This window comes from Variovorax atrisoli (assembly GCF_014195185.1).
Lineage (GTDB): Bacteria > Pseudomonadota > Gammaproteobacteria > Burkholderiales > Burkholderiaceae_C > Variovorax > Variovorax atrisoli.
Genome location: NZ_JACIBG010000005.1, coordinates 562,061 through 572,181 on the forward strand (window position 1 = coordinate 562,061; position 10,121 = coordinate 572,181).

Below are 10,121 nucleotides of genomic sequence, written 5' to 3' on the forward strand. Positions count from 1 at the left end.
CGCCTCAGCGCCCGCCGTACCAGTACGGCGTGGCGGCGGTCCACGGCGAGTTCGGGTAGTTCGTGCGCAGGGCCTGCAGCCCCTTGCGCGACCAGTCGCCCGCCGCCTTGTCCTGGCAGGTGTAGCGCGCCATCTTCACCGCGACCGACAGCGCCTGCGGCACCAGCGGGTCCGTGCGGGCGCGCTGCATCAGCGCCAGGCTTTCCTGCGTGAAGTAGATCGAGTCCTGCGGCACGGTGCGCAGCTTCTCGACCAGCGCGGCCTGCCGGCTGCGTTCTTCCTGCGGCAGGAACGCGGGCATCTCGAAGTCGGCGGCGGTGGCCGCCTGCGGCCCGGTCGTCGGCACGCCCAACGGACGGCACCACTTGCCGTAGCTGCCGACCGTACTGCGCTCGGAGTACACGGGGCCGACGCCGAGCTTGAGCGGCGTGGGCCGGATGCCCTCGGCGGCGGGCCAGTGCGGTGGCGACAGGACTTCGGTGGTGCTCGCCATGCGCTCCAGCAGCAGGTGCCGCCAGGCGGCGGCGTCGGTCTCGGGCAGCTCCGCCGAGCGGCGGATGCCCGCGATCGTGTCGGCGCCCTTGGCGGCGCCCGCCTGCGGCGGCGAGGCGATGCGCATCTGCGCCGCGCGGCGGGCGGTGGCGTAGTCCCCGGCCACCACGGCGCGGGTCCAGGCGGTCTCGAGCAGGCTGTCGCGCAGCGCGGGCGCCAGGGCCGGCTCGGCGGCCAGGCGCAGCCACATGGCCAGCGGTGCGCGGGTGTTGAGGAAGCGCACCACGTCCTCGTCGAAGGCACTGGCCAGCGGCACCGCGCTCGGCTTCGCTTCCATCGCCTCGGGATCGCGGCGCGCGACCACGGGGCGGATCGCGAGGCGGCGCCATTCCTCTTCCGACGCGGCCGTCGGCAGCAGCAATGCCTTCACGAGGTTCTGGCCCGAGAGGCTGTGCGCGATCAGCGGCGAATCGGCCGAGGCGGCGACGAGCTCGCGCACTTCCTTGTAGCGGCCCTGCGCGAACATGCGCTGAGCGCGCAGCTGCGTGGCGGCGAAGCGCGCGGGGTGGTCCTCGGGCACGGCTGCGAGCGCGGCCTGCAGCTCGGCCTCGCGCTTGTCGCCGTTGGTGGCGGCCACCGGCACCAGGCTCGCGGCTGCCATCAGCCAGGCGAGGTCGTGCGTGCGCTGGTAGCGGCTCCAGCTCAGCGTTTCGCGCCACTTGCCGTCGGGTTCGAGGCCGCTGCCCGGTCCGTCGAAGCCGCGCACGGTGCTCAGCCACTGCACCAGGTCGGAGGTCTGCGCGGGGCCGATGTAGCTGCAGCCGCCGAAGAAGCCGCAGGCGCGGAACTCGTGGTTCAGCAGCAGCAGCTTCGCGGCGGCAGCGTCGGGCTGGCCGATGGTCCTGAGGCCGTCGGCCAGGCGCTGCATGCGCGTGGCGGGCAGCAGGTAGCGGATGCGCAGCGCCTCGGCCAGCCGGTGTACCGAAGGATGCAGTGCCTTCAGGCGCGGGTTCTTCAACAGCGGCAGGGCGATGGCCTCGAGCTGCTTGTCGAGCTCGGCCTGCTTCTTGAGCGCCTCGGCGCTTTCCTTCTTGGTCTCCGAGCCCTCCGAAGGCGGGTCGCCCGGGTTCTGCCGCGCCAGCACGCGCAGCCGCATGTAGGCCGCGAGATCGCGCCATGGGCTGGCCTTGTCGGCTGCGATGGCGGCGAACGCTTCGTCGGCGTCGTCGAGGTCCCCGGCATAGAAGTGCCGCGCGGCCAGCTGGTAGGCGTGGTCGGCCTGCAGCCAGGCGGGTGCGCCCGCCGGCAGCTCGGGCATGGCGCCGGGCTCCTTGTCGCAGGTGTCGAACACCGCGTCCTGGGCCTTGAGCCAGTGCAGCACGAAGGGCGCTGCCGACTTGTCGCCGGCCGCGCGAGTCATGCGCTGGGCCAGCGTCTTCGTGGCGTTGCGGAAGGCGTCGCCGTAGAAGCAGATGGCATCGGCCTGCAGGGTGTCGGCGTTCCACTTCGGCTGCTGCTGCTTCTGTGATGAGGACTTGTCGCGCTGCGATTGCGGATCGAGCTTCGCCATGGCGTCGTCGCGCGCCTTGCGCCATTCGGTCGAGGCGTCGTCGATGTCGGCCATGGCGTTGTCCTCGCGCGGCAGCTTCTCCAGCAGGTCGGTGAAGGCGCGCACCGCGTCGGGGGAGAAGCTCTGGCCGCGAAGGCGCCAGTACCAGAGCACCTGGTAGGGCACCAGATAGCCGGTGTAGTAGCCCGCGGGCCGCTCGACGAACTCGCGCACCGGCTGGTCGGGCCGGGTGGTGGCGAAGAACAGGTCCTCGGCGTCGTAGCCGCCGCTGGCACGTGCTGCCGCGCTGCCGAGCAGTGTCGCCACGGCCATCGCGGCTGCGGCGAGCAGCCTGCGGCCTCCCGTTTTCGAAAGAGTCATTTGTAGCTGTCCCTGTTTCCGATCTGCAGTTTTTCGAAGTCTTCGTTCTTCCACGAGCCCGCGTGGAACACATAGCGCCGCTTCACATCGCGCAGTGCGGGCCAGTCCTCGCCGAGCATCAGGCCGGCCGCGTCGCGGCAGGCCGGCACGGCGGCCTTGCCTGTCGTGCCAAGCCGCTGGCGGATGCGCGCGGATTCCCCTCCCATGCGGAAATACATCGGCACGATCTCGTCGAGCAGGCCGACCGGCAGCCACGGATCGTCCATGCACCACGACGCCAGCGCGGTGGCCGAGATCCGCATGCCGCCTTGGCGCAGCGGCTGCAGCCGGCGCAGCAGCGCGACGTAGGCCTCGCGCTGGCTGCGCCTCGCCTCGAAGTCGAGCTGCACCCAGCCCGAGCGGTTGCCATGTGTCGCGGCATGCTCGATGGCGGCGGCGATGGCCTGCTGCTGCGCGTCGTCGAGGGGCGAGGGCGAGAGGTTGTCGAGCGCGACGTGGACCACCGGCACCACCGTGGCGCCCGGCGCGACGCGCAGCGGCCATTGGCGCCAGCTGGTGCGGCTCTCGGTGCCGCTCAGCCGCACCGTGGCATGCAGGTAGGCCACGCCCGTGGCTTCGGGCAGCGAGGCAAAGAGCTGCGGCCGGTCCCACACCCAGAGCAGCGTCCGTGTCTGCGCCACGCCCTCCTGCGCCAGCAGGGCCATGAAGAGCGGAAGGGCCGCGCTGCGAAGACGCATGGGGATGAAGAACGAGAGAGGGCGGAAGGCGGGAGGATGAAATCCCGCGCAGCATAACGAAAAAGCCGCCTGACCCCGGGGGGCTCAGGCGGCCTTGCGGCTGCTCGTGGCTGCGTGTGCTGTCGTGAGGCGATCAGTCGGCGTAGACGCCGGCGGCCTTGATGATCGGGCCCCACTTCGCGATTTCGGACGACACGAACTTCTTGTGCTCGGCCGGCTCGGTGCGCTTGTCGGTGGTGATCACCGCGCCCAGCGCTTCTTCACGCTGGATGAAGCCCGGGTCCTTCATCGCGGCCTTGATGGCATCGTTGAGCTTCTTCAGCACCGGTGCGGGCGTGCCCTTGGGCGCGTACACGCCGTGCCAGATCGTCACTTCGAAGCCCTTGAGGCCCGACTCGTCCAGCGTGGGCAGGTCCTTCAGCGCGGGCGTGGTCAGGCGCTTGCTCGTGGTCACGGCGTAGGCCTTGACCTTCTTGGCCTCGATCTGCGACGTGGTGTTGGTCGTCTGGTCGCACAGCAGGTCGATCTGGCCGCCCAGCAGGTCGGCGATGGCCGGTGCGGTGCCCTTGTAGGGAACCGGCGTCATCTCGACCTTCAGCGCGCTCTGGAACAGCAGGCCGCACAGGTGCGAGGCTGCGCCCAGGCCGGCGTTGCCCAGGTTGATCTTGCCCTTGTTGGCGGAGATCCAGGTCGTCAGCTCCTTGTAGTTGTTGGCCGGCAGGCCGGGCTTGCCGATCAGGGTCATCGGCACTTCGTTGACCATGCCCAGGTATTCGAAGTCGGTCTCGACGTTGAAGGGCAGCTTGCGATAGAGCGCCGGCATCGTCGACATGCCGATGTGGTTCAGCAGCAGCGTGTAGCCGTCGGGATTGGCGCGTGCCACCTTGGCGGTGCCGATGGAACTGCCCGCGCCGGCGGTGTTGTCCACCACGATGGTGGTGCCCAGCGTCTTCTGCATGGCTTCGGCCAGGTCGCGAGCGACACGGTCGGTGGGGCCGCCGGCGGCGAATGGCACCACCAGCGTCACGGTCTTGCCCGCGGGGAAATCCTGGGCGTGTGCACCGACGGCCGCGGCGGCAATCGCCGCGAGGGCGAACAGTTTCTTCATGTCGTCTCCGAAAAGGGGGGAATAAAAACGCCGCGATCTTAAGGGCTGACCAGGGCCTGACCTATAGCGAATAGCCCTTAGCCGAAGGCCGTCTTGCGCACCGTGGCGGGGCGGCGTGCGGAGGGCGTTCGAACCCCTGCCTCGCAGGCCTCGACAAGGAGCGGCAAGTGGCGCGCAGGCCCACTCTTCGTAAGGGAAGATTGCCGGCCGTCGAACTGTCCGACAGGCGGAGCCGGCGACGGACGATGCGGGCTGCACGGGGCAGACCTAGGGTGAAGCTTCAAAAGGAGATTCCACCCATGTCCAATACCACCCCATCGACCACTGCATCGACCACCACGGCATCGTCCTCGTCGCTCGATGGATTGAAGGTCGCCATCCTCGTGGCCGACGGCTTCGAGCAGGTCGAGATGACCGAGCCGCGCAAGGCGCTCGACAACGCCGGCGCGCGGACGCGGATCGTCTCGCCCGCCCAGGGCAGCGTGCGCGGCTGGAACCATCACGATCCGGCCGACAGCTTCGCGGTCGACGTGCCGCTCAAGAGCGCCAGGCCCGACGACTTCGACGCGCTGCTGCTGCCGGGCGGCGTCGTGAACCCCGACACGCTGCGCATCGACGAGAAGGCGGTCGCCTTCGTGCGTGCATTCGTCGAGTCCGGCAAGCCCATCGCGGCGATCTGCCACGGCCCATGGACGCTGATCGACGCCGGCGGCGTCAAGGGCCGCAAGATGACCTCGTGGCCCTCGCTGCAGGCCGACCTGAAGAACGCGGGCGCGCAGTGGAGCGACAAGGAGGTCGTCGTCGACGGCAAGCTCGTCACCAGCCGAAAGCCCGACGACATTCCGGCCTTCAACCGCGAGATGACGAAGCTCTTCGAGCACGCGCGGGAGCCGGTGGCGCACTGACCGGTGCCGCTTCCGCCGTGGCGGGCAGTGGGCCCGTATAGCGCGCGCGGGGGCGTATCAAATGGCCCGCGGCCTGCTGTTCGAGCACGTGCGCAGTCCATCCCACGCTGCGTGCGAGCGCGAAGAGCGTGAGCGGAGCGCCGGCCGGCAGCTTGTGCACGGCTGCGAGTGCGGCAAGCGCGAAGTCGATGTTCACGGCCTCGCCCAGCAGCTTCTCGCCGGTCTCGCGCAGCTGCGCGAATTCGGGCGGCAGCGCGATGTTCTCCAGCAGGGCAGCGCAGCGTGCATCGCCCGCCGGATAGAGCGGATGCCCGAACGCCGCCAGCGGCCGTCCGTGCGAGAGCCATTCGCGCACGGCGGCTTCGGTGCCGACGGCGGCCGCGTTGCGCATCAGCGCCTGCACCGCGGCGGAAGCACCGCCGTGCAGCGGACCTGTCAGCGTCGAAAGCCCCGTGAGCAGGCAGGCCGCCATCGAGGCACCGGTGGATGCGGTCACGCGTGCCGCGAAGGTCGAGGCGTTGAGTTCGTGGTCTGCCAGCAGCACGAGCGCGCGGCGCAGGTCGTCGGCCGCGCGCGGACGGCGCCATGCGGCGGCCAACCGCATGTGCATTGGCGTGTCGGCACGCGGCGGTGCGGTGCGCAGCATGGCATCGGCCAGTGCGCCGATCGCCGCTGCCGCCTCGGCCTGCAACACGCCTGCCGACCGGCCGCGCGAGGGCAGGTCCGAACCGGCGCGCGTTGCCAGCGCGAGCAGTCCGGCCTGCAAGGGGTGTTCATGCGAGTCCTGCGCATCGGAAGGCGAGGCGGCGGTGTGGAAGCGCGGCGGCGCGCTTTGCCACAGCAGCCCCGCCACGTCTTCCAGCGTGGCGTGCGCTGCGAGTTCGCAGGCGTCCTGTCCGCGATACAGCAGCCGTCCATCTGCCACTGTCGATACCGCGGATGGCAGCACCGGCTCGCCCCACTGGATCGCCTCGCTCGCCACCGTCTCGACGCTGCGCCTGCCTCTCGCGCGCGCGGCGATGCGCTGCACGTCGTCGCGGTGGTAGAGGCTGCGGCGCGGGTCGGCCGCGTCGGTCTTGGCGCGGATGCGGCCGCGGCTCACGCTCGCGTAGAGGGTCTGCGGACGCACCTGCATCAGTTCGAGCGCATCGGCCGCCGGAAGCCACAGCGGCGGGGTCTTCTTGATGGTCATGTTGACAGAATAGATCAAGATTGACGTCAATATCCGCCCGATCAGAATCGATGCCATCGTGACAACCAGGAGCAAAGAGCGATGAACAACGACGATGGCAGCCTCGAAGGCGTGGTGGCTGCGCATACCGTGCTGTCCGAGGTGGATGGTGCGGCCGGCCGGCTGGTGATCCGCGGCCATGAACTCGACGAGATCGCGCAGCGCTGGCGCTACGAGGACGTGGTGCACCTGCTCTTCGAGGGCTTCTTCGACACCCTGCCTGCCGCCTCGGCGCTGCGCCGCGCCATTGGCCGCGCGCGCCGCGAGGCCTTCGAGCTGCTGCAGCCGAACGACGACGCCCTGCTGCGCCGCATGCCGCCCATCGAGGCCGTGCGCGCACTGATGGCGCGCCTGCCCGATGGCGACGACCTGCCGACCGCGCTGCGCCTCGTTGCCGCGCCGGCCGTCTACACCGCCGCCGTGATGCGCTGGCGCATCGGCGTGCCTGCACTGGCGCCCGACGAGGCGCTGCCGCACGCCGCGGACATGCTTCGCATGCTGCATGGCCGCTCGCCCACGCCCGCGCAGAGCGCGGCGCTCGACACCTACCTGGTCACCGTGTGCGACCACGGCCTCAACGCATCGACCTTCGCGGCGCGCGTGGTCGCATCGACCGGAGCCGGGCTCGCATCGGCCGTGCTCGCGGGCATCAGCGCGCTGAAGGGGCCGCTGCACGGCGGCGCACCCGGGCCGGTGCTCGACGCGCTCGATGCCATCGGCAGTGCCGCCAACGCCCGCGCATGGCTGGAGCAGGCGGTGGCGGAAGGCCAGCGGCTGATGGGTTTCGGCCATCGCATCTACCGCGTGCGCGATCCGCGTGCCGACGCGCTCAAGGGCGCACTGGGGCGGCTCGGCGAGGAGGGCAGCGTGAACGCGGCGCGCTTCGCGCTGGCCGAGGCGGCGGAGCAGGCCGCGCTCGCCATCCTGCGCGAGAAGAAGCCGGGGCGCGCGCTGGAGACCAACGTCGAGTTCTACACCGCGCTGCTGCTGGAGGCCCTCGGTTTCGGCCGCGAGAGCTTCACCTGCGTGTTCGCGGCCGGCCGCGTGAGCGGCTGGGTGGCTCATGCGCGCGAGCAGGTGAAGAAGGGGCGGCTGATCCGCCCGCAGTCGGTCTACATCGGACCCGAGCCGCAGGAGTCCGGCGAAGCCGCACTCGCGCACTGAGCCTACAGGGGGCGCACGCCGCCATCCGATACGCTCGCCTTTCCGCAGGACGCCGCCGCACAGGCCGCGCCCTGCATCGTGAAAGGCGAAAGTATTTCCTCCATGACGGCGACCTCCCTCCAGCCGCAGGCACTGCGCCTGCCGCGCGATCTCGCGCTCATCACCGTGGCCATCGATGCCGCGATGATGCTTGTCAACATGGCCGCCCAGCTCTGGCCCGACTCGCCCGAGGCCGAGCAGCTGCGCAGCGCCTATGCGCTGCCGGGCGTCTGGATCCCGATGGTGTGCAGCATCGCGATGGGCTGGGTGCTGGCCGCCGCGATGGCGTGGAGCCACGGGCGCAATGCGCTCGAAAGGCACGGCGCCGTCAGCGTGGCGCGGCTGCCGCAGCCGCGTATCCGCTATGCCGCAGCCTACCTCGTGGTGCTGCTGCTGAACTTCTACGCGCTGAGCCCGCTGCTCTACGACCTGCAGCTGCTCTTCATGCCGGGCGGGCGCTTTCATGAATCGCTGGGCTACACCTCGATGCGCGCGGCGATGCCGGTGTTCATGTTCCTGCAGTCCATGGCCCAGTTGATCGTGCTGGTGCTGGGCATCTGGCTCTCGGCCTGGATCGCGCTCAGGGGCGCCCGTGCCGGATCGGCAGACGTGCATGCCGACGAGTCGCTGCAAGGACCACCACCGCGCCGCGCGGTGGCGCTGGTGGCTGCCTCGGTGTTCGCGTCGCTGCAGATGTGGAGCGGTGCCGCGGTGAGCCGCTGGAGTTCCATGACGCAAGGCCTCGACGGCCCCGCGCTGCTGGTCGCCTGGGTGGTGCCGCCGCTCGCGGCCTTCGGGCTCGCGTTCTGGGGTGCATGGCTCGGCGCCGCGCCGGTCTTCTCGCGGGTGCGGCCGTTCAGGGCGGTGGGAGCGTCGGTGCTGGCCTTCGTGCTGGTGCAGCTGCTGTGCATCGCGGCCGCACTGGCATGGTTGGCGATGGCGGTCTGGCTGCACGGCTTCAACAGCGCGGGCAGCCTCGTCGGCTTCGCGCTGGCACTCGTGCTGGTCTACACGGTGCTCACGGTGGTGCTCACGCGTGCCACCACGCGCGGGCTGTACCGCCGCTACTTGTAGCTGCGCGCGTCCTCGATCACCTTGCCGTCGTTGGGCAGCGAGCCCGCGCCCACGACGACGACCTCGCCGCGCAGCTTGGTCACCTCGCGGATCGCCTCGCCCACGCGCGCTTCGAGTCCTTCAGGAGCCGCGTCCGCGCATTCGAGCTGCAGGGTCATCCTGTCGTCGCCCGTCTCGCCCGAGACGACCAGCCGTGCGCGCTGCACTTCGGGAAAGCGCCTCGCGATCTCCGCCACCTGCGAGGGGTGCACGAACATGCCGCGCACCTTGGTGGTCTGGTCGGCCCGGCCCATCCAGCCCTTGATGCGCTTGTTGGTGCGGCCCGTGGGGCAGGTGCCCGCCAGCACGGCCGAGAGGTCGCCGGTGCCGAAGCGCACCAGCGGGTAGTCGGGGTTGAAGGTGGTGACGACGATCTCGCCGACCTCGCCGTCGGGCACCGGGTCGCCGGTGCCGGGGCGGACGATCTCGACCAGCACGCCCTCGTCGAGCACCAGCCCCTCGCGCGCGCTGGTTTCGTAGGCGATGAGGCCCAGGTCGGCGGTGGCGTAGCACTGCGTGCCCTTCACGCCGCGCGCCGCGATCCAGTCGTGCAGGCTCGGCGGAAAGGCTTCGCCGGAGACGAGTGCCTTGGTCAGCCAGGGCAGCTTCAGGTTCTTCTCCTCAGCCTTCTCCAGCAGGATCTTGAGGAAGCTCGGCGTGCCCGCGTAGCCCTCGGGCCTGAGGTCCACCATCGCCTCGAGCTGCTGCTCGGTCTGGCCGGTGCCGCCCGCGAAAACGGTGCAGCCCATGGCGTGCGCGCCGCTTTCCATGATCGAGCCGGCGGGCGTCATGTGGTAGCTGAAGCTGTTGTGGATCAGCTCGCCGCTGCGAAAGCCCGCCGCATGCAGCGCACGCGCGGTGCGCCAGTAGTCGCGCGCCTCGCCCTCGGGCTCGTAGATGGTGCCGGGGCTCGCGAACACGCGCGGCATGCGCGGGCCGCGCACGATCGACGAGAAGCCGCCGAACGGGTCGTCCGCGCGGCGAGCCTTCTGCAGTTCGAGCAATTCCGATTTGCGCGTGACCGGTAGTTTCGCAAGCGCCTCGCGCGTCGTGACGTCGCCGGGCTTCACGCCGTCGAGGATCTTCGCGAAGGCGGGAGCCGCGGTCTGTGCCTGCGCGATCTGCTTCGGCAGCGCGGCCAGCAGGTCGCGTTCGCGTTCGGCGGGGTCTCGGATCTCGAGCTTGTCGTAGTGGTCGGTCATGTCCGTACCCTTTGTCTTGCAATTCGGTTTTTCAACCACGCTGATGTGTTCAGGGTGCGTGCACAGGCCACCGGGTACTCCCCTCCGCGAATGTCCCCCGGCCTGCGGCCTCCTCCTGATATTGTTCATCCGCTCCCGTAGCGCTGAAGGGAGCCCGTTCGGTAGACCCTGTGCTCCTCCTTGGGCTATCCAGCCCGCAA

8 protein-coding genes are annotated in these 10,121 nt (G+C 70.2%); 3 read left to right on the plus strand and 5 right to left on the minus strand.

Annotation, left to right across the window (positions count from 1 at the left end; genetic code table 11):
- Positions 1-4: 4 nt before the first annotated feature.
- From FHY06_RS20445 to FHY06_RS20455, 3 genes are all read right to left on the minus strand, one after another.
- Positions 5-2,422 carry a hypothetical protein gene (locus FHY06_RS20445; protein WP_184606168.1) on the minus strand — a complete coding sequence of 806 codons (2,418 nt, stop codon included), beginning with the start codon at positions 2,420-2,422 and terminating at the stop codon, positions 5-7.
- Positions 2,419-3,159, minus strand: a complete 741-nt coding sequence (locus FHY06_RS20450) for a hypothetical protein (protein ID WP_184606169.1) — start codon at positions 3,157-3,159, stop codon at positions 2,419-2,421. Before FHY06_RS20450 ends, FHY06_RS20445 begins: the two co-directional genes overlap by 4 nt.
- Positions 3,160-3,292: 133 nt before the next feature.
- Positions 3,293-4,267 carry a tripartite tricarboxylate transporter substrate-binding protein gene (locus FHY06_RS20455; RefSeq protein WP_126183797.1) on the minus strand — a complete coding sequence of 325 codons (975 nt, stop codon included), beginning with the start codon at positions 4,265-4,267 and terminating at the stop codon, positions 3,293-3,295.
- Positions 4,268-4,566: 299 nt separating this feature from the next.
- Here FHY06_RS20455 and FHY06_RS20460 point away from each other — a divergent pair, with 299 nt between their 5' ends.
- Complete coding sequence (locus FHY06_RS20460; protein ID WP_184606170.1) at positions 4,567-5,172, plus strand: type 1 glutamine amidotransferase domain-containing protein; 606 nt, start codon at positions 4,567-4,569, stop codon at positions 5,170-5,172.
- On the opposite strand, the gene FHY06_RS20465 is transcribed toward FHY06_RS20460, so the two are convergent.
- On the minus strand, positions 5,117-6,364 hold the full coding sequence (locus FHY06_RS20465; RefSeq protein WP_184606171.1) for a citrate synthase: 1,248 nt from the start codon (positions 6,362-6,364) through the stop codon (positions 5,117-5,119). The two genes, FHY06_RS20460 and FHY06_RS20465, sit on opposite strands and share 56 nt — an antisense overlap.
- Before the next feature lie 81 nt (positions 6,365-6,445).
- Between FHY06_RS20465 and FHY06_RS20470 the strand changes: the two genes are divergently transcribed.
- Positions 6,446-7,567 (plus strand): citrate synthase/methylcitrate synthase, encoded by a 1,122-nt coding sequence (locus FHY06_RS20470; protein WP_126183798.1) that lies wholly within the window; start codon positions 6,446-6,448, stop codon positions 7,565-7,567.
- 102 nt (positions 7,568-7,669) lie between these two features.
- Positions 7,670-8,680, plus strand: coding sequence for a hypothetical protein (locus tag FHY06_RS20475; RefSeq protein ID WP_184606172.1), 1,011 nt, complete (start codon positions 7,670-7,672; stop codon positions 8,678-8,680).
- Here the strand turns inward: FHY06_RS20475 and FHY06_RS20480 are convergent.
- Positions 8,671-9,921: a phenylacetate--CoA ligase family protein gene (locus FHY06_RS20480; RefSeq protein WP_126183800.1), complete on the minus strand. Its 1,251-nt coding sequence runs from the start codon at positions 9,919-9,921 to the stop codon at positions 8,671-8,673. The genes FHY06_RS20475 and FHY06_RS20480 overlap by 10 nt on opposite strands.
- Positions 9,922-10,121: the final 200 nt, after the last annotated feature.

Bases quoted from the DNA above. Each gene is read 5' to 3' on its own strand.
- FHY06_RS20470 (WP_126183798.1), top strand. From the start codon at position 6,446: ATGAACAACGACGATGGCAGCCTCGAAGGCGTGGTGGCTGCGCATACC.
- FHY06_RS20455 (WP_126183797.1), bottom strand. From the start codon at position 4,267: ATGAAGAAACTGTTCGCCCTCGCGGCGATTGCCGCCGCGGCCGTCGGT.
- FHY06_RS20460 (WP_184606170.1), top strand. From the start codon at position 4,567: ATGTCCAATACCACCCCATCGACCACTGCATCGACCACCACGGCATCG.
- FHY06_RS20445 (WP_184606168.1), bottom strand. From the start codon at position 2,422: ATGACTCTTTCGAAAACGGGAGGCCGCAGGCTGCTCGCCGCAGCCGCG.
- FHY06_RS20465 (WP_184606171.1), bottom strand. From the start codon at position 6,364: ATGACCATCAAGAAGACCCCGCCGCTGTGGCTTCCGGCGGCCGATGCG.
- FHY06_RS20480 (WP_126183800.1), bottom strand. From the start codon at position 9,921: ATGACCGACCACTACGACAAGCTCGAGATCCGAGACCCCGCCGAACGC.
- FHY06_RS20475 (WP_184606172.1), top strand. From the start codon at position 7,670: ATGACGGCGACCTCCCTCCAGCCGCAGGCACTGCGCCTGCCGCGCGAT.
- FHY06_RS20450 (WP_184606169.1), bottom strand. From the start codon at position 3,159: ATGCGTCTTCGCAGCGCGGCCCTTCCGCTCTTCATGGCCCTGCTGGCG.